The 21,732-nt window shown below is 67.6% G+C and carries 35 protein-coding genes; 1 reads left to right on the top strand and 34 read right to left on the bottom strand.

Annotated elements, in window-relative coordinates; translation table 11 throughout:
* Positions 1–76: 76 nt before the first annotated feature.
* From XM48_RS17080 to XM48_RS12785, 5 genes are all read right to left on the bottom strand, one after another.
* A complete protein-coding gene (locus tag XM48_RS17080) occupies positions 77–523 on the bottom strand; it encodes a DUF3995 domain-containing protein (RefSeq protein WP_052961499.1) in 447 nt (148 codons plus the stop codon).
* Between the two features lie 95 nt (positions 524–618).
* Positions 619–1,968, bottom strand: coding sequence for a phosphoglucosamine mutase (gene glmM / locus XM48_RS12800; RefSeq protein ID WP_046456215.1), 1,350 nt, complete (start codon positions 1,966–1,968; stop codon positions 619–621).
* 17 nt (positions 1,969–1,985) lie between these two features.
* Positions 1,986–2,468: a 30S ribosomal protein S9 gene (gene rpsI, locus XM48_RS12795; RefSeq protein ID WP_046456214.1), complete on the bottom strand. Its 483-nt coding sequence runs from the start codon at positions 2,466–2,468 to the stop codon at positions 1,986–1,988.
* Between the two features lie 35 nt (positions 2,469–2,503).
* Positions 2,504–2,950 (bottom strand): 50S ribosomal protein L13, encoded by a 447-nt coding sequence (gene rplM / locus XM48_RS12790; RefSeq protein ID WP_046456213.1) that lies wholly within the window; start codon positions 2,948–2,950, stop codon positions 2,504–2,506.
* Positions 2,951–3,115: 165 nt separating this feature from the next.
* A complete protein-coding gene (locus XM48_RS12785; RefSeq protein ID WP_046456229.1) occupies positions 3,116–3,949 on the bottom strand; it encodes a tRNA pseudouridine(38-40) synthase TruA in 834 nt (277 codons plus the stop codon).
* A gap of 118 nt (positions 3,950–4,067) precedes the next feature.
* Between XM48_RS12785 and XM48_RS12780 the strand changes: the two genes are divergently transcribed.
* Positions 4,068–5,957: an acyltransferase family protein gene (locus XM48_RS12780; RefSeq protein ID WP_046456212.1), complete on the top strand. Its 1,890-nt coding sequence runs from the start codon at positions 4,068–4,070 to the stop codon at positions 5,955–5,957.
* 124 nt (positions 5,958–6,081) lie between these two features.
* On the opposite strand, the gene rplQ is transcribed toward XM48_RS12780, so the two are convergent.
* The 29 genes from rplQ to rpsJ all read right to left on the bottom strand — a co-directional run bounded on the left by rplQ (position 6,082) and on the right by rpsJ (position 21,663).
* Positions 6,082–6,573, bottom strand: coding sequence for a 50S ribosomal protein L17 (gene rplQ, locus XM48_RS12775; protein ID WP_046456211.1), 492 nt, complete (start codon positions 6,571–6,573; stop codon positions 6,082–6,084).
* A 47-nt stretch (positions 6,574–6,620) separates the two neighbouring features.
* Entirely contained in the window at positions 6,621–7,607 is a 987-nt protein-coding gene (locus XM48_RS12770) for a DNA-directed RNA polymerase subunit alpha (protein ID WP_046456210.1), read from the bottom strand.
* Positions 7,608–7,730: 123 nt separating this feature from the next.
* Complete coding sequence (rpsK, locus tag XM48_RS12765) at positions 7,731–8,129, bottom strand: 30S ribosomal protein S11 (RefSeq protein ID WP_046456209.1); 399 nt, start codon at positions 8,127–8,129, stop codon at positions 7,731–7,733.
* A gap of 45 nt (positions 8,130–8,174) precedes the next feature.
* The gene (gene rpsM / locus XM48_RS12760) at positions 8,175–8,543 is read right to left on the bottom strand and encodes a 30S ribosomal protein S13 (RefSeq protein ID WP_046456208.1); all 369 of its coding nucleotides are present in this window, start codon (positions 8,541–8,543) and stop codon (positions 8,175–8,177) included.
* Between the two features lie 221 nt (positions 8,544–8,764).
* A complete protein-coding gene (gene rpmJ, locus XM48_RS12755; protein ID WP_003998809.1) occupies positions 8,765–8,878 on the bottom strand; it encodes a 50S ribosomal protein L36 in 114 nt (37 codons plus the stop codon).
* Between the two features lie 71 nt (positions 8,879–8,949).
* Positions 8,950–9,171, bottom strand: a complete 222-nt coding sequence (gene infA, locus XM48_RS12750) for a translation initiation factor IF-1 (RefSeq protein ID WP_046456207.1) — start codon at positions 9,169–9,171, stop codon at positions 8,950–8,952.
* A gap of 173 nt (positions 9,172–9,344) precedes the next feature.
* The gene (map, locus tag XM48_RS12745; protein WP_255350866.1) at positions 9,345–10,184 is read right to left on the bottom strand and encodes a type I methionyl aminopeptidase; all 840 of its coding nucleotides are present in this window, start codon (positions 10,182–10,184) and stop codon (positions 9,345–9,347) included.
* A complete protein-coding gene (locus XM48_RS12740) occupies positions 10,181–10,783 on the bottom strand; it encodes an adenylate kinase (RefSeq protein WP_046456206.1) in 603 nt (200 codons plus the stop codon). The genes map and XM48_RS12740 overlap by 4 nt, the downstream gene beginning before the upstream one ends.
* Positions 10,780–12,099, bottom strand: a complete 1,320-nt coding sequence (gene secY / locus XM48_RS12735; protein WP_046456205.1) for a preprotein translocase subunit SecY — start codon at positions 12,097–12,099, stop codon at positions 10,780–10,782. The genes XM48_RS12740 and secY overlap by 4 nt, the downstream gene beginning before the upstream one ends.
* Positions 12,100–12,268: 169 nt before the next feature.
* Positions 12,269–12,730: a 50S ribosomal protein L15 gene (rplO, locus tag XM48_RS12730; RefSeq protein WP_046456204.1), complete on the bottom strand. Its 462-nt coding sequence runs from the start codon at positions 12,728–12,730 to the stop codon at positions 12,269–12,271.
* On the bottom strand, positions 12,727–12,915 hold the full coding sequence (gene rpmD, locus XM48_RS12725) for a 50S ribosomal protein L30 (RefSeq protein ID WP_046456203.1): 189 nt from the start codon (positions 12,913–12,915) through the stop codon (positions 12,727–12,729). The genes rplO and rpmD overlap by 4 nt, the downstream gene beginning before the upstream one ends.
* Positions 12,915–13,622 carry a 30S ribosomal protein S5 gene (rpsE, locus tag XM48_RS12720; RefSeq protein ID WP_046456202.1) on the bottom strand — a complete coding sequence of 236 codons (708 nt, stop codon included), beginning with the start codon at positions 13,620–13,622 and terminating at the stop codon, positions 12,915–12,917. The genes rpmD and rpsE overlap by 1 nt, the downstream gene beginning before the upstream one ends.
* On the bottom strand, positions 13,619–13,993 hold the full coding sequence (rplR, locus tag XM48_RS12715) for a 50S ribosomal protein L18 (RefSeq protein ID WP_046456201.1): 375 nt from the start codon (positions 13,991–13,993) through the stop codon (positions 13,619–13,621). Before rplR ends, rpsE begins: the two co-directional genes overlap by 4 nt.
* Before the next feature lie 2 nt (positions 13,994–13,995).
* Positions 13,996–14,532, bottom strand: a complete 537-nt coding sequence (gene rplF / locus XM48_RS12710) for a 50S ribosomal protein L6 (RefSeq protein ID WP_046456200.1) — start codon at positions 14,530–14,532, stop codon at positions 13,996–13,998.
* A gap of 7 nt (positions 14,533–14,539) precedes the next feature.
* The gene (gene rpsH / locus XM48_RS12705) at positions 14,540–14,938 is read right to left on the bottom strand and encodes a 30S ribosomal protein S8 (RefSeq protein WP_046456199.1); all 399 of its coding nucleotides are present in this window, start codon (positions 14,936–14,938) and stop codon (positions 14,540–14,542) included.
* 116 nt (positions 14,939–15,054) lie between these two features.
* Positions 15,055–15,621 carry a 50S ribosomal protein L5 gene (gene rplE, locus XM48_RS12700; protein ID WP_046456198.1) on the bottom strand — a complete coding sequence of 189 codons (567 nt, stop codon included), beginning with the start codon at positions 15,619–15,621 and terminating at the stop codon, positions 15,055–15,057.
* A complete protein-coding gene (gene rplX / locus XM48_RS12695) occupies positions 15,621–15,983 on the bottom strand; it encodes a 50S ribosomal protein L24 (RefSeq protein WP_046456197.1) in 363 nt (120 codons plus the stop codon). Before rplX ends, rplE begins: the two co-directional genes overlap by 1 nt.
* 3 nt (positions 15,984–15,986) lie before the next feature.
* A complete protein-coding gene (gene rplN / locus XM48_RS12690) occupies positions 15,987–16,355 on the bottom strand; it encodes a 50S ribosomal protein L14 (protein WP_046456196.1) in 369 nt (122 codons plus the stop codon).
* A 31-nt stretch (positions 16,356–16,386) separates the two neighbouring features.
* Complete coding sequence (gene rpsQ, locus XM48_RS12685; RefSeq protein ID WP_046456195.1) at positions 16,387–16,659, bottom strand: 30S ribosomal protein S17; 273 nt, start codon at positions 16,657–16,659, stop codon at positions 16,387–16,389.
* 2 nt (positions 16,660–16,661) lie between these two features.
* Positions 16,662–16,970 (bottom strand): 50S ribosomal protein L29, encoded by a 309-nt coding sequence (gene rpmC / locus XM48_RS12680; RefSeq protein WP_046456194.1) that lies wholly within the window; start codon positions 16,968–16,970, stop codon positions 16,662–16,664.
* Positions 16,970–17,389 carry a 50S ribosomal protein L16 gene (gene rplP, locus XM48_RS12675; protein WP_046456193.1) on the bottom strand — a complete coding sequence of 140 codons (420 nt, stop codon included), beginning with the start codon at positions 17,387–17,389 and terminating at the stop codon, positions 16,970–16,972. The genes rpmC and rplP overlap by 1 nt, the downstream gene beginning before the upstream one ends.
* Positions 17,390–17,391: 2 nt before the next feature.
* Positions 17,392–18,153 carry a 30S ribosomal protein S3 gene (rpsC, locus tag XM48_RS12670; protein ID WP_046456192.1) on the bottom strand — a complete coding sequence of 254 codons (762 nt, stop codon included), beginning with the start codon at positions 18,151–18,153 and terminating at the stop codon, positions 17,392–17,394.
* A complete protein-coding gene (gene rplV, locus XM48_RS12665; protein ID WP_046456191.1) occupies positions 18,154–18,537 on the bottom strand; it encodes a 50S ribosomal protein L22 in 384 nt (127 codons plus the stop codon).
* A gap of 26 nt (positions 18,538–18,563) precedes the next feature.
* Positions 18,564–18,845: a 30S ribosomal protein S19 gene (gene rpsS, locus XM48_RS12660; protein WP_046456190.1), complete on the bottom strand. Its 282-nt coding sequence runs from the start codon at positions 18,843–18,845 to the stop codon at positions 18,564–18,566.
* A 24-nt stretch (positions 18,846–18,869) separates the two neighbouring features.
* A complete protein-coding gene (gene rplB, locus XM48_RS12655; RefSeq protein ID WP_046456189.1) occupies positions 18,870–19,703 on the bottom strand; it encodes a 50S ribosomal protein L2 in 834 nt (277 codons plus the stop codon).
* A 26-nt stretch (positions 19,704–19,729) separates the two neighbouring features.
* Positions 19,730–20,029 carry a 50S ribosomal protein L23 gene (gene rplW, locus XM48_RS12650; protein WP_046456188.1) on the bottom strand — a complete coding sequence of 100 codons (300 nt, stop codon included), beginning with the start codon at positions 20,027–20,029 and terminating at the stop codon, positions 19,730–19,732.
* The gene (rplD, locus tag XM48_RS12645) at positions 20,026–20,679 is read right to left on the bottom strand and encodes a 50S ribosomal protein L4 (RefSeq protein ID WP_046456187.1); all 654 of its coding nucleotides are present in this window, start codon (positions 20,677–20,679) and stop codon (positions 20,026–20,028) included. The genes rplW and rplD overlap by 4 nt, the downstream gene beginning before the upstream one ends.
* A gap of 3 nt (positions 20,680–20,682) precedes the next feature.
* The gene (gene rplC / locus XM48_RS12640; RefSeq protein WP_046456186.1) at positions 20,683–21,339 is read right to left on the bottom strand and encodes a 50S ribosomal protein L3; all 657 of its coding nucleotides are present in this window, start codon (positions 21,337–21,339) and stop codon (positions 20,683–20,685) included.
* Positions 21,340–21,354: 15 nt separating this feature from the next.
* Complete coding sequence (rpsJ, locus tag XM48_RS12635; RefSeq protein WP_010156393.1) at positions 21,355–21,663, bottom strand: 30S ribosomal protein S10; 309 nt, start codon at positions 21,661–21,663, stop codon at positions 21,355–21,357.
* Between the last annotated feature and the right edge of the window lie 69 nt (positions 21,664–21,732).

Below are 21,732 nucleotides of genomic sequence, written 5' to 3'. Positions count from 1 at the left end.
GGCAGCCCGTGCAACGCCTGGAACACCTGGCAGTCGCGGAGCCCGCACTGGTACTGAGCCGCGAAGCGGCCGAGCATCAGTCGGTCTCGTCGACCCTGCGCCGGCGCGCCCCGATGATCATCGCGGCGCCGAGCACTCCGCACAGCGGGCGGTAGAAGCGCCGATCCAGCTCGCGGAAGCGCTTGCCCGCGGGCGGCAGCCCCAGCACCGCGAGCGCCGCGTCGCCTCCGAACGCGGCCCGCGCCAGCAGCACCGCGCCGCCCGTGCGCCGCACCGCGACCGCGACTCCGCTCTCGCCCAGCGCACCGCCGGCGATCGCGCCCCCGACGAGCGCCGTCGCGCCGACGACCGCGGTGGCCGTCGGCTCGGGCAGCGCCGCGGCGTTGCCGACGACCGACTCGGCGAGGCGCTTGCGGTTCCTCGCGGGCCAGGGCGATCCGGAGGCCCAGGCGAGGTGGAGGGCGCCGACCGCGGTCAGTCCCGTCCAGGCGATGAGTCGTGCGAATCCCTTGAGAGCGCTCATGCCACCACCCTATCCCCCGTCCGGAAACGCAGGAGGGCCCGGCTTCCGCCGGGCCCTCCTGTCGGGGTGATGCGCGCGCATCGGTTCGGGATCGATCAGACCGCGAGGCGTTCCTTCACGACCGCTGCGAGATCGTCGGCGAGCTGCTGCGCCTGATCCACGTGCTCGGCCTCGACCATCACACGGACGACGGGCTCGGTGCCGGACGGCCGGAGCAGTACTCGGCCCTTGGCGCCCAGCACCATCTCGGCCTGCCGCACGGCCTGCTCGAGCACGGCGTCGCCGTGCACGCCCGTGCGATCGACGCCGCGCACGTTGACGAGCACCTGGGGGTACACGGTCATGCACTTCGCGAGTTCGGAGAGCGGCTTCCCGGTGCGCGCGATCTCGGCCGCGATGTGCAGACCGGTGAGGATCCCGTCGCCGGTCGTCGCGTGCTCGCTCATGATCACGTGCCCGGACTGCTCGCCTCCCAGCGAGTAGCCGTGCGCATTGATCGCCTCGAGCACGTAGCGGTCGCCGACACCGGTCTCGATCACGTCGATGCCGTTGTCGGACATCGCGAGCTTGAGCCCCAGGTTCGACATGACCGTCGCGACGAGCGTGTTCTGCTCGAGCTTGCCCCGGCCCGCCATCGAGAGCGCGAGGATCGCCATGATCCGGTCGCCGTCGACGACCGCGCCGTCGGCGTCGACCGCGAGGCAGCGATCGGCGTCGCCGTCGTGGGCGATGCCGAGATCGGCGCCCGTCGAGCGCACCGTCTCGATGAGCTGCTCGAGGTGGGTCGAGCCGATCCCGTCGTTGATGTTGAACCCGTCGGGATCGTTGCCGATCACCGTGACCTTCGCACCCGCGTCCGAGAAGACCTCGGGCGAGATGCCGGCCGCGGCGCCGTGCGCGCAGTCGAGCACCACGTGCAGGCCGTCGAGACGGACGCCCTCGAGCGTGCCGAGCAGGTGGACCACGTAGCGATCCTCCGCGTCGGCGAAGCGCCGGATGCGCCCGACCTCACGGCCGGTGGTGCCGGCGTGGGGACGCTGCATCGCGGCCTCGATCTCGTCCTCGATCTCGTCGGCGAGCTTGCGCCCGCCCGCGGCGAAGAACTTGATCCCGTTGTCGGGCGCGGGGTTGTGCGATGCCGAGACCATGACGCCGAAGTCGGCGCCGGTGTCGGCCACGAGGTACGCCGCAGCGGGCGTCGGGATGACTCCCGCGTCGAGCACGTCGACACCGGCCGACGCGAGGCCGGCGGCGACGGCCGCCGCGATGAACTCCCCGGAGACCCGGGGGTCTCGCGCCACGATGGCCGTGGCGCGACGGCTCTCGGTGCGCGCATCGCGCCCGAGAACAAAGGCTGCAGACTGAGCGAGGCCCAGGGCCAGCTCGGCGGTCACATCGACCCCGGCCAGACCCCGGACCCCGTCCGTGCCAAACAGGCGACCCATTTCGGGACCTTCGGCGATTAACGCTTCGAGTACTGGGGAGCCTTGCGGGCCTTCTTGAGACCGGCCTTCTTGCGCTCCTTGATTCGGGCGTCGCGGCTCAGGAAGCCGGCCTTCTTCAGGGTCGGGCGGTTGTGCTCGGCATCGATCTCGTTGAGCGCGCGAGCGATCGCGAGACGCAGCGCGCCGGCCTGGCCCGAGGGGCCGCCGCCGACGATGCGGGCGATCACGTCGTACGAGCCGTTCAGCTCGAGCGCGGTGAACGGATCGGTGATCAGCTGCTGGTGCAGCTTGTTCGGGAAGTACTCGGCGAGGTCGCGACCGTTGACGGTCATGGTGCCGGTGCCGGGAACGAGGCGCACGCGGGCGATGGCCTGCTTGCGGCGGCCGACGGCTGCACCGGGAACGGTGAGCGCGGGGCGCGGGGTGGAGGCGACGGCCTGCGAGGCCGGCGTCTCGGTGGTGTAGCTCTCGGGGGCCACGGTCTGCTCTGCAGTGGTCACAGTGTGATGTCCTTCTCTAAAACTCTGGTCCGCGACTACTGCGCGACCTGGCCGATGGTGTAGGCGGTCGGCTGCTGGGCCGCGTGCGGGTGCTCGGCACCTGCGTAGACCTTCAGCTTGCGGAACTGGTCGCGGCCGAGCGAGTTCTTCGGGAGCATGCCGCGGATCGCCTTCTCGACGGCGCGCTCCGGGTTCTTCTCGAGCAGCTCGGTGTAGCTGACCGAACGGAGGCCGCCCGGGTAGCCCGAGTGGCGGTAGGCGCGCTTCTGAGCGGCCTTGTTCGCGGTCAGGACGACCTTGTCGGCGTTGATGATGATCACGTGATCGCCCATGTCCATGTGGGGGGCGAAGGTGGTCTTGTGCTTGCCGCGGAGCAGAGCTGCGGCGTGCGAGGCGAGGCGGCCGAGGACCACGTCGGTGGCGTCGATGACGAGCCAGTCGTGCTTCTGCTCAGCTGCCTTCGGCGAGTAAGTGCGAGTCACTGTCGTGCTGCTTTCTGTCGAAATGGAGGTGTTCGTGGATCCCGCTCCGGACGGTTCGCGGCGTGCCGCGAGCCGGAAATGGAGGGCTCACATTCGGGGACGCACTGCAGGCAGCGCGCACCAAGGGTCTACTTTAGCACAGGCCTTCGCTTCGAGCGGCTCGGATCAGTCGAGGGCGTCCCGCTTCGCACGCGTCTGCTCGGCCCGATCCGCGAGCAGACCGGCCTCGGGGTACGCGATCTCCTCGAGCGAGAGGCCGTGCGCCGGCATCACCGTGAACCGGCTCGACCGCTCCCGCGCGTCCCTGAGGCGCACGAGCTCGGCCAGGTCCATGCGCCCGTGCCCGACCGCGACCACCGCTCCGACCAGCGCGCGCACCATCGAGTGGCAGAACGCGTCCGCCTCGATCCGGGCGGCGTAGGCGCCGTCCTCGGTCTCGCGCCACTCGAACGAGAGCAGATCGCGCACGGCGGTCGCTCCCTCCCGCGCCTTGCAGAAGGTCGTGAAGTCGTTCAGCCCGAGCAACTCGTCGGCCGCCATCTGCATCGCCGCGAGGTCCAGCTCCCTGGGGATCTCGGCCGTGTACCGCGCGCTCAGCGGATCGCGCCGGGCGTTCGCGCCGCGCACCCGGTACTCGTAGCGCCTGCGCAGCGCCGAGAATCGCGCATCGAACCCGTCGGGCGCTTCGTGCACCGAGTGCACCACCAGATCCGGCGCGCTCCGACGCAGCACGCCGTTGACCTTGCGGGTGCGCAGCCGCGAATCCCCGTCCCACTTCGCGACCCCGACGGCATCGACGTCGAGGTGCGCCACCTGCCCGCGCGCGTGCACGCCCGCGTCGGTGCGGCCGCCGACCGTGAGGCGCACCGCGGCGGGATCGACGTGCAGCAGCACCGCGATCGCGGACTCCAGCTCGGCCTGCGCGGTACGCAGTCCCGGTTGGGTCGCCCAGCCGTGGAAGTCGGTGCCGTCGTAGGCGAGGTCGAGACGCAAACGCATGCTCCGATCCTGCCAGACGGTTCCCGCCGCGACTGCGCGCGGACGGCTGTCGGCGCCCTCGCGTAGACTGAGGGCGACTTCGTCGGGCGGCATCGGTTCGCCCGTCAGCTCGGTATCGATGACTGCACCGCCCACTGCCTCCGTTTCCGCGCGCCCCGGCGCGCGGGTCGGCGCTCCCCGCTCCAGCGGCTGGTTCGGCGGCCTCGACGGACTCCGGGCGCTCGCGGTGACGCTGGTCGTCGTCTACCACCTGTTCCCCGGCGCACTGCCCGGCGGGTTCATCGGTGTCGACGTCTTCTTCGCCATCAGCGGCTTCCTCATCACCTCGCTGCTGCTGCGCGAGGCGGATCGCAGCGGGACGATCCGCCTGGGCCGCTTCTGGCGCAGACGCGCCAGAAGGCTGCTCCCGGCGCTCGGCGCCACCCTGCTCATCTGCACCGCCGCGGCCCTCGCGGTCGGGCGCGACGCGCTCGTGGGCATCGGCGGGCAGCTCCTGGGCGCTGCGTTCTTCGTCAGCAACTGGGTCTATACGGCGACCGGGGTCGACTACTTCGCGAAGGACGCCCCTGAGCTGTTCCGCAACACCTGGTCGCTCTCGATCGAGGAGCAGTTCTACGTCGTCCTCCCCCTCCTGCTGCTCCTGCTGCTCCTGCTGCTCCGTCGAGCGAAGCGCAGCACGGCGGTCGTGCTGCTGCTCGCCCTCGGGATCGCCTCCGCGATCTGGATGGCCGTCCTCGCACTCGGCGGAGCACCGCCCACGCGCGTCTACTTCGGTTCCGACACCCACGTCTTCGGTCTGCTGCTCGGCGCCGCGCTCGCGCTGCGGATGTACCGGCCCGAACAGCTCGGCGTGGTCGCGAGCGTCCCCGATCGACCCGCGCAGCTCCGCCTGCTCGCGATCTCGGGAGGCGGGATCGCGGTGCTGCTCTGGCTCGCCTGCGTGCTGCGCGAGGGCTCGGTCGAGAGCTTCGCGGGCGGCATCCAGCTCGCCACAGCGGCCTCGCTCGCGGTGATCGCCGCGGTCACCCGCCCCGGCGCCTGGCTCGGCCGGGCGCTCGACGTCGCCCCGCTGCGCTGGATCGGCGCGCGCTCGTACGGCATCTACCTCTGGCACTGGCCGGTCTGGGTGTTGGGCGCCGAGTTGATGGGCCCGGAGGGCCGAACGGGTGTCGGAGCCTGGACGCTCGGCGTCGGCGTCCTGCTCATCACGATCGCCTGCGCGACGCTCTCGTACCGCTACCTGGAACTCCCGGTGCGGGCGCTCGGCCTTCGCCGCTCCCTCGGCCTGCTGCTCCGCCCCGCCCAGGGCACCCTGCGCCGACGAAGGATCGCGTCCGCCGTGCTCGTGCTGCTGCTCCTGACCGTGCCCGCCGTCACGATCGCGGTCGCCACCGCCCCGAGCCGCAGCAGCTCCGCGGAAGCGATCCTGCGCGGGCAGGAGGCCCTGCGGAAGAAGCAGGCGACTCCCCCGCCCGCGGCGGCCGCCTCGTCGAAGCCGACCGGCGGCGACATCACGGCCGTCGGCGACTCGGTCATGCTCGCCAGCTCGCCCGAGCTCGAGACGCGGTACCCGGGGATCTCGATCGACGCGGAGGTGTCGCGCGGGCTCGGCGCCGGTCTCGGCATCGTCGAGGACCTCGCGAAGCACGGCCAGCTGCGGCACGTGCTCGTCATCGGCCTCGGCACCAACGGCCCCGTGCTCGATGACGATCTCGCGCGGCTGCGGGCCGTCGCCGGTACCCGCCAGCTTGTGCTGGTCAACGCGCACGCCGACCGGGACTGGATCCCCGGCGTGAACGCGGACCTGCAGAAGTTCGCCGCACAGCACCGCGGGGTCGTCGTCGCCGACTGGAACGCCGCGATCACCCCGCGGCCGGACCTGCTGGCCGGCGACGGGATCCACCCGGAGCCCGAGGGCGGTGCCCGCTACGCGGATGCCGTGTCGAAGGCCGTCGCCGCCCTGCAGCAACCCGACGAAGCGATCGGCTTCGGCGCACCGCGACGCTAGCGCCCGCCGGCACGTCCGTTCGGCCGCCGGCCCGGGCGCTCGACCGCCGGCGAGGCGAACCCCGGAAACGCGGAAGCGCCCCGCCGTGCGAACACGGCGGGGCGCTTCCGAGAAGCAGAGGGCCTTACTCGGCCTTCTCCTCGGCAGCCTCGGCGGCGGGCGCCTCGGCCTCGACCTCAGCGGCCTCGGTCTCGACGACCTCAGCAGCGGGCTCCTCGACCTTGGCAGCCTTCTTGGCGGCCTTCGGCTTCGGGTTGACGGGCTCGAGAACGAGCTCGATCACTGCGAGGGGAGCGTTGTCGCCCTTGCGGAAACCGGTCTTGATGATGCGGGTGTAGCCACCCTCGCGGTTCTCGACCTGCGGCGCGATCTCGGTGAAGAGCTCGTGGACGACCGACTTGTCGAGGATCTGACGCATCACGCGACGGCGAGCGTGCAGGTCGCCGCGCTTCGCGAAGGTGACCAGGCGCTCGGCGACCGGCTGCAGGCGCTTGGCCTTGGTCTCGGTCGTCTGGATCCGCTTGTGCTCGAAGAGCTGCGAAGCGAGCTGGTTGAGCATCAGGCGCTCGTGGGTGGGTCCGCCTCCGAGGCGGCGGCCCTTGGTGGGCTTAGGCATTGGTTACTCCAGTGGAAAAATGAACGGTCGGGCGAACGCCGGCCGAATTAGTTGGCGTCGTCTTCGTAGCTGTAGAACTGTGCGCCGTCGAAACCGGGCACGGCATCCTTCAGCGAGAGGCCCATCTCGGTGAGCTTGTCGCGCACCTCGAAGACGGACTTCTGACCGAAGTTGCGGATGTTCATGAGCTGCGCCTCGGAGAGGGCGACGAGCTCGCTGACGGTGTTGATCCCCTCGCGCTTGAGGCAGTTGTAGCTGCGCACCGAGAGATCGAGATCCTCGATCGGGATCGAGAGCTCCCCGTCGGAGACCGCGTCGACCGGCGCGGGGCCGATCTCGACGCCCTCGGCGGCGGTGTTGAGCTCGCGAGCCAGGCCGAACAGCTCCACCAGCGTCGAACCGGCGGACGCGATCGCGTCGCGCGGGCTGATCGCGGGCTTCGACTCGACGTCGACCACGAGGCGGTCGAAGTCGGTGCGCTCACCGGCACGAGTCGCCTCGACGCGGTAGGTCACCTTGAGCACGGGCGAGTAGATCGAGTCGACCGGAATACGGCCGACCTCGGCGTCCTCGTTGCGGTTCTGAGCCGCCGAGACGTAGCCGCGGCCACGCTCGATGGTCAGCTCGAGCTCGAACTGAGCCGTGTCGCTGAGCGTTGCGATGACGAGCTCGGGGTTGTGCACCTCGACACCGGCCGGAGCCGAGATGTCTGCAGCGGTCACCTCGCCGGCGCCCGTCTTGCGGAGGTACGCCGTGATCGGCTCGTCGTGCTCGCTCGAGACGACGAGATCCTTGATGTTGAGGATGATCTCGGTGACATCCTCGGTCACGCCGGGGATCGTCGTGAACTCGTGTGCAACGCCCTCGAAGCGCACGCTGGTCACAGCGGCACCCGGGATCGAGGACAGCAGGGTGCGACGCAGCGAGTTACCGAGCGTGTAGCCGAAGCCCGGCTCCAGGGGCTCGATGACGAAACGCGAACGGAACTCGGAGATGGAATCTTCAGTCAGAGTGGGTCGCTGTGCAATCAGCACTGTGTGTGGTCCTTTCGCTGGAGTCCGCTATATGACTCATGCGGGATCTGGTCTGAGCCAGGGGGATGGGGTGCCGCCCGTCGGGCGGCAGTCGCGCCGGCCGGAGCCGGCGCGACTGTCGACTCAGACGCGGCGACGCTTCGGCGGACGGCAGCCGTTGTGCGTCTGCGGGGTCACGTCGTTGATCGACCCGACCTCGAGACCGGCGGCCTGCAGCGAGCGGATCGCGGTCTCGCGACCCGAGCCCGGGCCCTTGACGAAGACGTCGACCTTCTTCATGCCGTGCTCCTGCGCCTTGCGGGCAGCGTTCTCGGCGGCGAGCTGTGCGGCGAAGGGCGTCGACTTGCGCGAGCCCTTGAAGCCGACGCCACCCGAGGAGGCCCAGCTGATCACGGCACCGGTGGTGTCGGTGATCGAGACGATCGTGTTGTTGAAGGTCGACTTGATGTGGGCCTGGCCCACGACGACGTTCTTCTTGTCCTTGCGACGCGGCTTACGTGCCGCGGACTTCGGTGCAGCCATTGACTGTTCTCCTGAAACCTATGTGTGTGGTCGCGCTGACCGGGATTACTTCTTCTTACCGGCGACGGTGCGCTTCGGGCCCTTGCGGGTACGAGCGTTCGTCTTGGTGCGCTGACCGTGCACGGGCAGGCCCTTGCGGTGGCGGAGGCCCTGGTAGCTGCCGATCTCGACCTTGCGGCGGATGTCGGCGGCGACCTCACGGCGGAGGTCGCCCTCAACCTTGTAGTTGCCCTCGATGTAGTCGCGGAGCAGGACGAGCTGATCGTCGCTGAGGTCCTTGACGCGGATGTTGCCATCGATGCCGGTGTCGGCGAGGGTCTTGAGCGCGCGGGTGCGGCCCACGCCGTAGATGTACGTGAGTGCGATCTCAACGCGCTTTTCGCGCGGGATGTCGACTCCTGCGAGACGTGCCATTCTGGCTCTCCTTGCGGATCGTGGAGGTGTGGTGCGCATCGGGGGTTCGGGCCTCCGACCCGAGGTGTCCCCCGCACCGCGACCGGCTTGCTGCCGACCGTCGCGCGGGATCTTCGATGCGCTTGTGGGTCCTCCTGCGAACCGGTTCGGTCGCAGGATTCGTATTCAGTTGCGTGTGATCGGGGTCCGGGACCCCGGAGCAGCCCTGCCGGGCGCCGGGACTAGCCCTGGCGCTGCTTGTGGCGGGGGTTCTCGCAGATCACCATGACGCGGCCGTGGCGACGGATCACGCGGCACTTGTCGCAGATCTTCTTGACGCTGGGCTTGACCTTCATGATGTTTCCTTTACGTGGTTCGCTGTCCTCGTGCTCGCGGGGTGCCGCGAGCCGTTACTTCGGAGCGATCCTCAGCGGTAGCGGTAGACGATCCGGCCGCGGGTCAGATCGTAGGGGGTCAGCTCAACGACCACGCGATCCTCGGGGAGGATGCGGATGTAGTGCTGACGCATCTTGCCCGAGATGTGGGCGAGAACCTTGTGCCCGTTGGTCAGCTCAACGCGGAACATCGCGTTGGGCAGAGCCTCGATCACCTGGCCCTCGATCTCGATGACGCCGTCTTTTTTGGCCATAGCCTCACTATCGCTTCGGTGGGTATTCACTCGTCTTGCGAATGCCGAACGCCCCCTCTCAGGCCCTCGAACGAGAACGCGAAATGGGGCGCAAGGCACCAAAGAGAAATCCTAACCGAACTCGCCCGGGATCACAAGCGAATCAGCGTGTCGGCTTGACGCCCGCCGACCGACTACGGGATGGGGACGGGCGTGACGCCGAGCGGCTCGAGGCCGGCGGCTCCGCCGTCCTCGGCGGTGAGCACCCAGATGCCGCCCGGGTGCACGGCGACGGAGTGCTCCCACTGCGCGCTGAGCGATCCGTCGGCGATGGTCACGGTCCAGTCGTCGTCCTGCACGACGGTGTCGATGCCGCCGGCGGAGATGATCGGTTCGATCGCGACGACGAGCCCGGGACGGACCTCGGGCCCCTTGCGGGACACCGGCACGTTGAAGACGGGCGGGTCCTCGTGCATGCGGCGTCCGATGCCGTGGCCGATGTAGTCCTCGAGCACGCCGTAGTCGCTGTGCTTGCGCACGTAGCTCGAGACGGCCTCGCCGATCTCGTTCACGTGCTTCGCGCTGGCGAGTCGGGCGATGCCGCGCCACATGGCCTGCTCGGTCACGTGGCTCAGCTTCTCGATCTCGGCCGTATGATCGGGCCGCGTCGGATCGGGCAGCGCGACCGTGATGGCCGCGTCGCTGTTCCAGCCGCCCAGAACGGCGCCCACGTCGAGGGAGACGATGTCGCCGGGCTCGAGCGCGTGATCGGTCGGGATGCCGTGCACCACGTGCTCGTTCAGGTTCGCGCAGATCGTGTGCCGGTAGCCGGGCTCCAGCATGAAGTTGGGCGCTCCCCCGAGCGAGCGGATCGCGTCCTCGGCGATCGCGTCGAGCTCGAGCAGCGTGATCCCGGGCCGCACTGCCTCGCGCATCGCCCGCAGCGCAGCCGCACCGGCAAGGCCGGGCTCGCGCATCAGGCGCAGCTGCGCGGGCGACTTGTAGATCGAACGGCGCAGGATCCCACGGCTCACTTGACGGCGCTCAGCTTCCCGTCGAGAGCATCGGCGATGCGCGAGGAGACCTCGTCGATACCGCCGAGACCGTCGACCGAGACGAGGATGCCACGGGCCGAGAAGAGTTCGATGAGCGGAGCCGTCTGGGCCGCGTAGACCTCCTGGCGGTGCCGGATGACCTCTTCGGTGTCGTCTGCGCGTCCTTCGACGGCCGCGCGCTTGAGCAGGCGGGAGACGACTTCTTCGGTGTCGGCCTCGAGGAGCACGACGGCGTCGAGCGATGCACCCTGCGCGTCGAGCACGGCGTCGAGCGCGTGCACCTGGTCGACCGTGCGCGGGTAGCCGTCGAGCAGGAACCCGTTCGCCGCGTCGCTCTGACCGAGCCGATCCGCGACGATCTCGTTGGTGAGCTCGTCGGGCACCAGCTCGCCGGCCTCGATGATGGCCTGGACGCGCTTGCCGAGCTCCGTGCCGCCCTTGATGTTCGCGCGGAAGATGTCTCCGGTCGAGATCGCGGGAACGCCGTAGCGCTCCACGATCCGCTGCGCCTGCGTGCCTTTGCCCGCCCCGGGAGGTCCGACGATGAGCAGTCGGGCGATGCGGTGGGATTCGGTCACTTGAGGAGCCCTTCGTAGTGCCGCTGCTGCAGCTGTGCGTCGATCTGCTTGACGGTCTCAAGGCCGACGCCGACGATGATGAGGATCGAGGATCCGCCGAACGGGAAGTTCTGGTTCGCGCCGAAGAACGACAGCGCGATGAGCGGGATCAGTGCGATGAGGCCGATGTAGAGGGAGCCTGCGCTGGTGATGCGGTTCAGCACGTAGTTCAGGTACTCGGCGGTCGGACGGCCCGCGCGGATGCCCGGGATGAAGCCGCCGTACTTCTTCATGTTGTCCGCGACCTCCTCCGGGTTGAAGGTGATCTGCACGTAGAAGAACGTGAAGCCGATCACGAGGAGGAAGAAGACCAGCATGTAGAGCGGCTGATCGCCCTGCACGAGGTTGTTCGAGATCCAGACGACCCAGGGCTTCGGCTCTTCGCCGATGCCGGGCTGGTTGAACTGCGCGATGAGCATCGGCAGGTAGAGGATCGCCGAGGCGAAGATGACCGGGATCACGCCCGCCATGTTCACCTTGATCGGGATGTAGGTGCTCGAGCCGCCGTAGGTGCGGCGCCCGACGACGCGCTTGGCGTACTGCACCGGGATGCGGCGCTGCGACTGCTCGACGAACACGACCGCGGCGACCACGACGAGGCCGACGCCGAGCACTAGGAAGAAGACCTCCCAGCCCTTGGCCTGCTTGATGGCCCAGAGCGAGTTCGGGAACTGCGCCGCGATGGAGGTGAAGATGAGGAGCGACATGCCGTTGCCGATGCCGCGCTCGGTGATGAGCTCGCCGAACCACATGATGAGGCCGGTGCCGGCGGTCAGGGTCAGGATCATGATGAGCACGGCCCACCACTCCTGCGAGACGAGGTTCTGGCAGGCCTGGTTCGCGGACGCGCCGAACAGCAGACCCGAGCGCGCGACGGTGACGAGCGTGGTCGACTGCAGGATCGCCAGGGCGATGGTCAGGTAGCGCGTGTACTGGGTGAGCTTGGCCTGGCCGGCCTGGCCCTCCTTGTGCAGCGCCTCGAAGTGCGGGATGACGACGCGGAGCAGCTGCGTGATGATCGACGCCGTGATGTACGGCATGATGCCCAGCGCGAAGATCGACAGCTGCAGCAGCGCGCCGCCGCTGAACATGTTGATCATCTCGTAGAGCCCCGAAGTGCCCTGGTTTGCCGCGAGGCAGGCCTGGACGTTGCTGTAGCTCACGAAGGGTGCCGGCACGAAGGAGCCGACGCGGAACAGGGCGACGATGGCGAGCGTGAAGAGAATCTTCCGCCGCAGATCGGGCGTCCGGAAGATCCGGCCGATGGCACTGAACAAAACCTTGCCTCCTGAGGGCGTCGTCGAGGGCTTCGCCGTCACGACGAGAACCGATACTCCAGCCTACACGTGACGTGCAAGTCGGGAAAATACGAACGGGGGCGGAAGGCTTCGACTGCGTCGAAGTCCCCCGCCCCCGGGCGCTGTGCCGACCCGAAGGTCGACGGACTTACTTGATCTCGCCGCCGGCGGCGACGATCTTCTGCTCAGCGGAGCCGGAGACCTTGTCGACCGAAACGGTGAGCTTCACCTGGATGTCGCCGTCGCCCAGGACCTTGACCGGCTGGTTCTTGCGAACCGCGCCCTTGGCCACGAGATCCTCGACGGTGACCTCGCCACCCTTCGGGTAGAGCTCTGCGAGCTTCGCGAGGTTGACGACCTGGTACTCGGTGCGGAACGGGTTCTTGAACCCGCGCAGCTTCGGGGTGCGCATGTGCAGCGGCATCTGCCCGCCCTCGAAGCCGACCTTCACCTGGTAGCGGGCCTTGGTGCCCTTGGTGCCGCGACCAGCGGTCTTACCCTTGGACGCCTCACCACGACCCACGCGGGTCTTGGCCTTCTTGGAACCGGCTGCCGGGCGCAGGTGGTGCGCCTTGAGCACGTCGCCGCGCTCTTCGTTCTTCTCGGTCATGCGTCGATCTCCTCAACCTCGACCAGGTGAGCGACCGCGCGGATGTAGCCACGGTTGGCCTGGGTGTCCTCACGAACGACCGACTGGCCGATCTTGCGGAGACCGAGGCTGCGCAGCGTATCGCGCTGGTTCTGCTTCTCGCTGATAACGGACTTCGTCTGCGTAATCTTCAGGCTCTTCGCCATTACGCACCTGCCTTCGCCTTGGCGGCAGCGTCGGCCGCGGCCTTCGCCTCGGCGCGCACGATGCGGGCCGGAGCGACGCGGTCGAAGTCGAGACCGCGGCGAGCTGCGACGGAGCGGGGCTCCTCGAGCTGCTGCAGCGCCTCGACGGTCGCGTGCACGATGTTCAGGGTGTTCGACGAACCGAGCGACTTGCTCAGCACATCGTGGATGCCGGCGCACTCGAGCACGGCGCGGACGGGGCCACCAGCGATAACACCGGTACCGGCAGCAGCCGGGCGGAGCAGCACGACGCCGGCAGCGGCCTCGCCCTGCACCGGGTGCGGGATGGTGTTGCCGACGCGGGGCACGCGGAAGAAGTTCTTCTTGGCCTCTTCGACACCCTTGGAGATGGCGAGGGGCACCTCCTTCGCCTTGCCGTAGCCGACACCGACGGTGCCGTTGCCATCGCCCACCACGACGAGCGCGGTGAAGCTGAAGCGACGGCCGCCCTTGACGACCTTCGAAACGCGGTTGATGGTGACGACGCGCTCGAGGAACTGGCTCTCGTTGCGGTCGCGGCCGCCGCGCTCGCCACGGGTGCCGCGGTCGCGGCTCCCCCGGCGCTGCTCGCGGGGCTCGTTGCGGTGATCGGTGGCCGGGGCCTCAGCAGTCTGAGTCTCAGCCTGCGCCTCTGCGGACACTTCCTGCTCCTTCGTTTCGTTGCTCACAGCGTCAGACCTGCCTCACGGGCGCCGTCAGCGATCGCTGCGACACGGCCTGCGTACTTGCTGCCGCCACGGTCGAAGACGACTGCCTCGACACCGGCGCTCTTCGCGCGCTCGGCGACGAGCTCGCCGACGCGGCGAGCCTTGGCGGTCTTGTCGCCCTCGAACGAGCGGAGGTCCGCCTCCATCGTCGACGCCGAAGCCACGGTGTGGCCCTTCGAGTCGTCGACGATCTGGACGAACACGTGACGCGACGAGCGGGTCACGACGAGACGGGGGCGAACCTCCGTGCCGACGATCTTCTTGCGCAGGCGGGTGTGGCGGCGGATGCGCGCAGCCGAACGGCCCTTGGCCCGGGAAATACTAGCGGCCATGGTTACTTACCAGCCTTTCCAGCCTTGCGACGGACGTTCTCGCCCGCGTAGCGGATGCCCTTGCCCTTGTAGGGCTCCGGCTTCTTCAGCTTGCGGATGTTCGCAGCGGCCTCGCCGACCGCCTGCTTCGAGATCCCGCTCACGGTGATCTTGGTGTTGCCCTCGACGGAGAGCGTGATGCCCGCGGGGGCGTCAACGTTGACCGGGTGCGAGAAGCCGAGCGCCAGCTCGAGGCCGGTGCCCTTCTGCTGCACGCGGTAACCGGTGCCGACGACCTCGAGCTGCTTCGAGTAGCCCTCGGTCACACCGATGATGTCGTTGTTGATGAGCGTGCGGGTCAGGCCGTGGAGCGCACGCGAGTCGCGCTCGTCGTCGGGCCGGGTCACCAGCACCTGGCCGTCCTCCAGCGCAACGCGGATGGGCTCGGCGACGACGAGCGTCAGCTCGCCCTTCGGGCCCTTGACCGTGACCGACTGGCCGTCGATCGAGACGTTGACGCTGCCGGGGACAGCAATGGGAAGCTTTCCAATACGTGACATGTCGGAATTACCACACGTAGGCGAGAACTTCTCCGCCCACGCCCTTCTGCTCGGCCTCGCGGTCCGTGAGGAGCCCCGAGGAGGTGGACAGGATCGCGATGCCGAGGCCGCCGAGCACGCTCGGGATCTCGGTGGAGCGCGCGTACACCCGGAGGCCGGGCTTGGAGACGCGCTTGATGCCCTCGATGGAGCGCTCGCGGTTGGTGCCGTACTTCAGCGACAGGGTCAGGGTGGTGCCGACGCGGGCGTCCTCGACCTTCCAATCCGCGATGTAGCCCTCGCGCTTGAGGATCTCCGCGATCCGCTCCTTCAGCTTCGAGCCGGGGAGCGACACGTCGTCATGGTGCGCAGAGTTTGCGTTGCGCAGCCGGGTCAGCATATCTGCGACCGGATCAGTCATCGTCATAAGTGACTCTTCTTTCTCGCCTGGTATCGCGCAGCCGGACACGGCTGGCGACCTGGGTGACGCGGCGAAGGTGCCCCGGAAACCGGGGCACCCGCGCCACTTGGACTATTCAGTTGTTATTCGGCCTTGAACGGGAAGCCGAGCGCCTTGAGCAGCGCGCGACCCTCGTCGTCGGTCTTCGCGGTGGTGACGACAGTGATGTCGAAACCACGCACCCGATCGATCTTATCCTGATCGATCTCGTGGAACACACTCTGCTCGGTCAAACCGAAGGTGTAGTTGCCGTTCCCGTCGAACTGCTTGGGCGACAGACCGCGGAAATCGCGGATGCGCGGCAGTGCGAGGTTGACCAGACGGTCCAGGAACTCCCACGCGCGGTCACCGCGGAGGGTGACGTGCGCGCCGATGGCCTGGCCCTCGCGCAGCTTGAACTGAGCGATGGACTTGCGGGCGGTCGTGACCTTCGGCTTCTGGCCGGTGATCTTGATGAGGTCCGCGATTGCGCCCTCGATCACCTTGCTGTCGCGAGCTGCCTCGCCGACACCGGTGTTCACGACGACCTTGACCAGGCCGGGAACCTGCATGACGTTCTCGAACTGGAACTCCTCGCGGAGCGCCGGAACGATCTCGGCACGGTACTTCTGCTTGAGGCGCGGCTGGATCTTCGTTGCCGTCTCAGACATCAGAGGTCCTTCCCAGACTTCTTGGCGAAGCGGACGCGGACGGTCTTCTTCTTGCCGCCCTTCTCCACCTCTTCGGTGCGGAAACCGACGCGGGTCGGCTTCTTGGTCTCGGGATCGACGATCGCGACGTTCGAGATGTGGATCGGGGCCTCGACGGTCTCGATCCCTCCCTCGTTGGTGCCGCGAGCCGACTGGCCCTGCTTCACGTGCTTGGTGACGAAGTTGACACCCTCGACGACCACACGGTCGGTCTCGGTCAGGACCGCGATGACGTGGCCCTGCTTGCCCTTGTAGCCACCGCGCTCCTGCGACGGGCCCGAGATGACCTCGACGAGGTCACCCTTCTTGATCTTGCTAGCCATGGACTAGATCACCTCCGGTGCGAGCGAGACGATCTTCATGAACCGCTTGTCGCGAAGCTCGCGACCGACGGGTCCGAAGATACGGGTGCCGCGGGGCTCCCCGTCGGCCTTGAGGATGACGGCGGCGTTCTCGTCGAACTTGATGTACGAACCGTCTGCACGACGGGTCGCCTTCTTCGCACGAACGACAACAGCCTTGACGACGTCGCCCTTCTTCACGTTGCCGCCCGGGATCGCGTCCTTGACGGTCGCGACGATGGTGTCCCCGAGGCCGGCGTAACGGCGGCTCGAACCACCGAGCACGCGGATGGTGAGCAGCTCCTTGGCGCCGGTGTTATCGGCGACCTTGAGCCTGGATTCCTGCTGAATCACTTCTTACTCCTTACTCAGTAAGCCCGAGGGCTTACTTCGCCTTCTCGAGGATCTCGACGAGGCGCCAGCGCTTCGAGGCGCTCAGCGGACGGGTCTCGTGGATGAGCACGAGATCGCCGATGCCTGCGGTGTTCTGCTCGTCGTGGGCCTTGACCTTCGACGAACGGCGCAGGACCTTGCCGTAGAGCGGGTGCTTCACGCGATCCTCGACCTCGACGACGATGGTCTTGTCCATCTTGTCGCTGACGACGTAGCCGCGGCGAGCCTTACGGTAGCCGCGCTGTTCCTTCTCGACCTCAGCCATAATCAGGCCTCCTTCGTCTCAGCGGCGGCGTCCGCCTGCTCGGTCTTCTTGCTGCTCTTCTTCGCCTTCGCGGGAGCCGCGGGGGCGGGCGTGGCCCGGATCCCCAGCTCGCGCTCGCGGAGCACGGTGTAGATGCGCGCGATGTCGCGCTTCACCTGACGCACGCGGCCGTGGCTCTCGAGCTGGCCGGTGGCCGACTGGAACCGCAGGTTGAACAGCTCCGCCTTGGCCTTCTTGAGCTCCTCAGCCAGACGCTCGTCCTCGAAGGTGTCGAGCTCGCTGATGACCAGTTCCTTGCTTCCGATCGCCATTACGCGTCGCCCTCCTCGCGCTTGATAATCCGAGCCTTGAGCGGCAGCTTGTGGATGGCGCGGGTGAGCGCCTCACGAGCGAGCTGCTCATCAACACCAGCGACCTCGAAGAGGACGCGGCCGGGCTTGACGTTTGCGACCCACCACTCGGGCGAGCCCTTACCGGAACCCATGCGGGTTTCCGCGGGCTTCTTCGTCAGAGGACGATCCGGGTAGATGTTGATCCACACCTTGCCGCCACGCTTGATGTGGCGGGTCATGGCGATACGGGCCGACTCGATCTGGCGGTTCGTCACGTACGCGGGGGTGAGGGCCTGGATGCCGAACTCACCGAACGCGACCGTGTTGCCGCCCTTCGAACGACCGCTGCGCCCCGGGTGGTGCTGCTTGCGGTACTTGACTCGACGGGGAATCAGCATGCTTACTTCTCCGCTCCTGCTGCGACGGGCGCAGCCTCGGTCTGCGCGCCACGGGGCGCGCGACGGCGGTCATCGCGGCGATCGCGCGACGGCTTCTGGGCCGCCTGCTCGCGAGCGAGTTCCTTGTTCGTGAGGTCACCCTTGTAGATCCAGACCTTCACGCCGATACGGCCGAAGGTGGTCTTCGCCTCGTAGAAGCCGTAGTCGATGTTCGCGCGAAGGGTGTGCAGCGGCACGCGACCCTCGCGGTAGAACTCCGAACGGCTCATCTCGGCGCCGCCGAGACGGCCGGAGACCTGGATACGGATGCCCTTGGCGCCGGCGCGCTGAGCGCCCTGCAGACCCTTGCGCATCGCGCGGCGGAACGCCACGCGAGCAGCGAGCTGCTCGGCGATGCCCTGCGCGACGAGCTGAGCGTCGGCCTCGGGGTTCTTGACCTCGAGGATGTTCAGCTGGATCTGCTTGCCGGTGAGCTTCTCGAGCTCGGCACGGATGCGCTCCGCCTCGGCGCCGCGGCGGCCGATGACGATGCCTGGGCGAGCCGAGTGGATGTCCACGCGGACGCGGTCACGGGTGCGCTCGATCTCGACGCGGGACACGCCTGCGCGGTCCAGCTGCTCGGTCAGGTGCTTGCGGATGCGGATGTCCTCTGCGAGGTAGTCCGCGTACCGCTGACCCGGCTTGGTCGAATCCGAGAACCAACGCGAAACGTGGTCGGTCGTGATCCCGAGGCGGAAGCCGTAGGGATGAATCTTCTGGCCCATTTACTTGGCTCCCTTCTTCGCGGTCACGAGCTCATCGGCGGTCTGAAGCACGACCGTGATGTGGCTGGTGCGCTTGTTGATGCGGAACGCGCGGCCCTGGGCCCGCGGACGGAACCGCTTCAGCGTGGCGCCCTCGTCGACGAATGCACGAGCGATGACCAGCTCGTCCTCGTTGAGACGAAGGTTCTCGTTGTCGGCCTTCACGCGAGCGTTCGCGATCGCCGAGGCGACGAGCTTGAAAATCGGCTCCGATGCTGCCTGCGGGGCGAACTTCAGGATGGCCAGGGCCTCCTGCGCGTTCTTGCCGCGGATCAGGTCAACAACACGACGGGCCTTCTGGGGGGTGATGCGGATATGACGCACGCGTGCGATCGACTCCACCATTTCTCTTCCTCCTTCACGTCACCGCGTTAGCGGCGACGGCCCTTCTTGTCGTCCTTCACGTGACCACGGAAGGTACGGGTCGGGGCGAACTCGCCCAGCTTGTGACCCACCATGGTCTCGGTGACGAACACCGGGATGTGCTTGCGACCGTCGTGCACTGCGATGGTGTGACCCAGCATTGCCGGGATGATCATCGAGCGGCGCGACCAGGTCTTGATCACGTTCTTGGTGCCAGCTTCGTTCTGCGAAACCACCTTGCCGAGCAGGTGGTTGTCGACGAAGGGGCCCTTCTTGAGACTACGAGGCATCTTCTACTCTCTCCTACCTGCCGACTAGTGCTTACCGCGGGGACGGCGACGAACGATGAGCTTGTCGCTTTCCTTGTTGGGACGGCGCGTACGGCCTTCCTTCTGACCCCAGGGGCTGACCGGGTGACGACCACCCGAGGTACGGCCCTCGCCACCACCGTGGGGGTGGTCGACCGGGTTCATGACGACACCGCGGACGGTCGGGCGGACGCCCTTCCAGCGCATACGGCCGGCCTTGCCCCAGTTGATGTTCGACTGCTCGGCGTTGCCCACCTCGCCGACGGTTGCGCGGCAGCGCACGTCGACGTTGCGGATCTCGCCCGAGGGCAGACGCAGCTGGGCGTAGGGGCCGTCCTTCGCCACGAGGCGAACCGACGAACCTGCGGAACGCGCCAGCTTGGCGCCCCCGCCCGGCTTCAGCTCGATCGCGTGGATCACGGTACCGGTCGGGATGTTGCGCAGCGGCAGGTTGTTGCCGGGCTTGATATCGGCGGCCGGACCCGACTCGACGATGTCGCCCTGCTTCAGCTTGTTCGGCGCGATGATGTAGCGCTTGGTGCCGTCCTCGAAGTGGAGGAGCGCGATGCGAGCCGTACGGTTGGGGTCGTACTCGATGTGAGCGACCTTCGCGTTCACGCCGTCCTTGTCGTTCCGACGGAAGTCGATGACGCGGTACTGGCGCTTGTGGCCACCACCGATGTGACGGGTGGTGATGCGGCCCTGGTTGTTGCGGCCACCGGTCTTCGGCAGCGGACGGAGCAGCGACTTCTCGGGGGTCGAACGCGTGATCTCAGCGAAATCGGCGACGCTCGAACCGCGACGACCGGGGGTCGTCGGCTTGTACTTACGAATAGCCATGTGTGTCTTCTCTCTTCGCTTCCGAGCTACAGCGCAGCCGTGAAGATGTCGATGGAGCCCGACTTCAGGGTGACGATGGCGCGCTTGGTGTCCTTGCGCTTGCCCATGCCGAACTTGGTCCGGCGCGTCTTGCCCTTGCGGTTGAGCGTGTTGATCTTGTCGACCTTCACTCCGAAGACCTGCTCGATGGCGAGCTTGATCTCGGTCTTGTTGGCCGTCGGCTGCACCTCGAAGGTGTACTGGCCGTTGGCGTCGATGAGCCCGTAGCTCTTCTCCGAGACGATCGGTCGGATGATGACGTCGTGCACGTTCTTGTTCAGGCTCACTTCGAGACCTCCTCAGCGGCGCGTCCGTCGACGAATGCGTCGTAGGCGCCCTTGGTGAAGACGAGATCGTCGCTGACGACCACGTCGTAGGCGTTGAGCTGATCCCAGGCGATGACGTGCACGCCGGGCAGGTTGCGGACGCTCAGCACGGTGAGCTCGTCGTCGCGGCCGATGACCACGAGGACGCGCTTGCCGGGGGCGACGTTCGCGAGGAACTCGCGAGCGGCCTTGGTGCTGGGCTTGTCTGCGATGCCGAACGAGTCGACGACGTGCAGGCGGTTCGCGCGAGCGCGGTCCGAGAGGAGGCCGCGGAGTGCTGCCGCGATCATCTTCTTGGGGGTGCGCTGCGAGTAGTCGCGCGGCACGGGGCCGTGCACGACGCCGCCGCCGCGGTGCTCAGGAGCGCGGACCGAACCCTGACGAGCGCGGCCGGTGCCCTTCTGCTTGAACGGCTTGACGCCCGAACCGGAGACCTCGCCACGGTTCTTGGTCTTGTGCGTACCCTGGCGTCGAGCAGCGAGCTGCGCGGTGACGACCTGGTGGATCAGCGGGACGTTGGTCTCGGCGCCGAAGAGCGACTCGGGCAGCGAAACCTCGCCGGCCTTCTTGCCCTTCGCGTCGAGCACCTGGAGCTTGGTTGCGGTAGCCATGAACTACGCCCCCTTCACAGCGTTGCGAACGAATACGAGACGGCCGCGCGCACCGGGAACGGCACCCTTGATCAGGATGAGACCCTTCTCGGCGTCGACCGCGTGCACGGTGAGGTTCTGCACGGTGACGCGCTCGCCACCCATACGGCCGGCCATGCGCTGGCCCTTGAACACGCGACCGGGGGTCGCGGCGCCGCCGATCGAACCCGGCTTGCGGTGGTTGCGGTGTGCGCCGTGCGAAGCCGAGACGCCGGAGAAGTTGTGACGCTTCATGACGCCGGCGAAGCCCTTGCCCTTCGAGGTGCCGACGACGTCGATCTTCTGACCGGCCTCGAAGGTGCCATCGATGGTGAGCTCCTGGCCCAGCGAGTAGTCGGCTGCGTCCGCGGTGCGCACCTCGGTGAGGTGGCGACGCGGGGTGACGCCGGCCTTCGCGAAGTGACCAGCGGTGGGCTGGTTCACCTTGCGGGGATCGATCTGCCCGGCAGCGATCTGCACGGCGCTGTAGCCGTCGACCTCAGCGGTGCGGATCTGGGTGACCACGTTGGGGGCCACCTCGATCACGGTGACGGGAACGACCTTGCCGTTCTCGTCCCAGACCTGCGTCATGCCGAGCTTGGTGCCCAGGAGACCCTTGACGTTGCGATTCAGATGCGACATTCTCAGATCCCCCCCTTAGAGCTTGATCTCGATGTTGACATCGGCCGGAAGGTCGAGACGCATGAGCGAATCGACGGCCTTGGGAGTGGGATCGACGATGTCGATCAGGCGCTTGTGCGTGCGCTTCTCGAAGTGCTCGCGGCTGTCCTTGTACTTGTGCGGCGAACGGATCACTGCGATCACGTTCTTCTCCGTCGGGAGCGGCACGGGGCCGATAACGGTCGCGCCTGCACGGGTGACCGTGTCGACGATCTTGCGCGCGGAGCTGTCGATGACCTCGTGGTCATACGACTTCAGTCGAATGCGGATCTTCTGTCCCGCCATGTGACTCTCTACTTTCTACTTGCGTCGTACCGCGTCGCCTCTCGGCTGCGCGGCATTGGACGTCTTGCG

The sequence above is a fragment of the Leucobacter sp. Ag1 genome (genome assembly GCF_000980875.1).
In the GTDB taxonomy this organism is placed as follows: Bacteria; Actinomycetota; Actinomycetes; order Actinomycetales; family Microbacteriaceae; genus Leucobacter; species Leucobacter iarius.
This window is presented reverse-complemented; position numbering and strand designations above follow the sequence as displayed.

Coding starts and splice junctions, on each gene's coding strand:
- rplX (WP_046456197.1), bottom strand. CDS start 15,983: ATGGCTAGCAAGATCAAGAAGGGTGACCTCGTCGAGGTCATCTCGGGC.
- XM48_RS12780 (WP_046456212.1), top strand. CDS start 4,068: ATGACTGCACCGCCCACTGCCTCCGTTTCCGCGCGCCCCGGCGCGCGG.
- rplP (WP_046456193.1), bottom strand. CDS start 17,389: ATGCTGATTCCCCGTCGAGTCAAGTACCGCAAGCAGCACCACCCGGGG.
- rpsJ (WP_010156393.1), bottom strand. CDS start 21,663: ATGGCGGGACAGAAGATCCGCATTCGACTGAAGTCGTATGACCACGAG.
- rplV (WP_046456191.1), bottom strand. CDS start 18,537: ATGGTGGAGTCGATCGCACGCGTGCGTCATATCCGCATCACCCCCCAG.
- rplD (WP_046456187.1), bottom strand. CDS start 20,679: ATGGCTACCGCAACCAAGCTCCAGGTGCTCGACGCGAAGGGCAAGAAG.
- rpsK (WP_046456209.1), bottom strand. CDS start 8,129: ATGGCTGCACCGAAGTCCGCGGCACGTAAGCCGCGTCGCAAGGACAAG.
- rplR (WP_046456201.1), bottom strand. CDS start 13,993: ATGGCCGCTAGTATTTCCCGGGCCAAGGGCCGTTCGGCTGCGCGCATC.
- rpsH (WP_046456199.1), bottom strand. CDS start 14,938: ATGACGATGACTGATCCGGTCGCAGATATGCTGACCCGGCTGCGCAAC.
- XM48_RS17080 (WP_052961499.1), bottom strand. CDS start 523: ATGAGCGCTCTCAAGGGATTCGCACGACTCATCGCCTGGACGGGACTG.
- rpmC (WP_046456194.1), bottom strand. CDS start 16,970: ATGGCGATCGGAAGCAAGGAACTGGTCATCAGCGAGCTCGACACCTTC.
- rplB (WP_046456189.1), bottom strand. CDS start 19,703: ATGGCTATTCGTAAGTACAAGCCGACGACCCCCGGTCGTCGCGGTTCG.
- rplF (WP_046456200.1), bottom strand. CDS start 14,532: ATGTCACGTATTGGAAAGCTTCCCATTGCTGTCCCCGGCAGCGTCAAC.
- rplQ (WP_046456211.1), bottom strand. CDS start 6,573: ATGCCTAAGCCCACCAAGGGCCGCCGCCTCGGAGGCGGACCCACCCAC.
- rpmD (WP_046456203.1), bottom strand. CDS start 12,915: ATGGCGAAGAGCCTGAAGATTACGCAGACGAAGTCCGTTATCAGCGAG.
- rplO (WP_046456204.1), bottom strand. CDS start 12,730: ATGACCGAGAAGAACGAAGAGCGCGGCGACGTGCTCAAGGCGCACCAC.
- XM48_RS12785 (WP_046456229.1), bottom strand. CDS start 3,949: ATGCGTTTGCGTCTCGACCTCGCCTACGACGGCACCGACTTCCACGGC.
- infA (WP_046456207.1), bottom strand. CDS start 9,171: ATGGCCAAAAAAGACGGCGTCATCGAGATCGAGGGCCAGGTGATCGAG.
- glmM (WP_046456215.1), bottom strand. CDS start 1,968: ATGGGTCGCCTGTTTGGCACGGACGGGGTCCGGGGTCTGGCCGGGGTC.
- rpsS (WP_046456190.1), bottom strand. CDS start 18,845: ATGCCTCGTAGTCTCAAGAAGGGCCCCTTCGTCGACAACCACCTGCTC.
- rplC (WP_046456186.1), bottom strand. CDS start 21,339: ATGTCGCATCTGAATCGCAACGTCAAGGGTCTCCTGGGCACCAAGCTC.
- rplE (WP_046456198.1), bottom strand. CDS start 15,621: ATGTCTGAGACGGCAACGAAGATCCAGCCGCGCCTCAAGCAGAAGTAC.
- rpsQ (WP_046456195.1), bottom strand. CDS start 16,659: ATGGCTGAGGTCGAGAAGGAACAGCGCGGCTACCGTAAGGCTCGCCGC.
- rpsM (WP_046456208.1), bottom strand. CDS start 8,543: ATGGCACGTCTCGCAGGAGTCGACATCCCGCGCGAAAAGCGCGTTGAG.
- rpmJ (WP_003998809.1), bottom strand. CDS start 8,878: ATGAAGGTCAAGCCCAGCGTCAAGAAGATCTGCGACAAGTGCCGCGTG.
- rpsC (WP_046456192.1), bottom strand. CDS start 18,153: ATGGGCCAGAAGATTCATCCCTACGGCTTCCGCCTCGGGATCACGACC.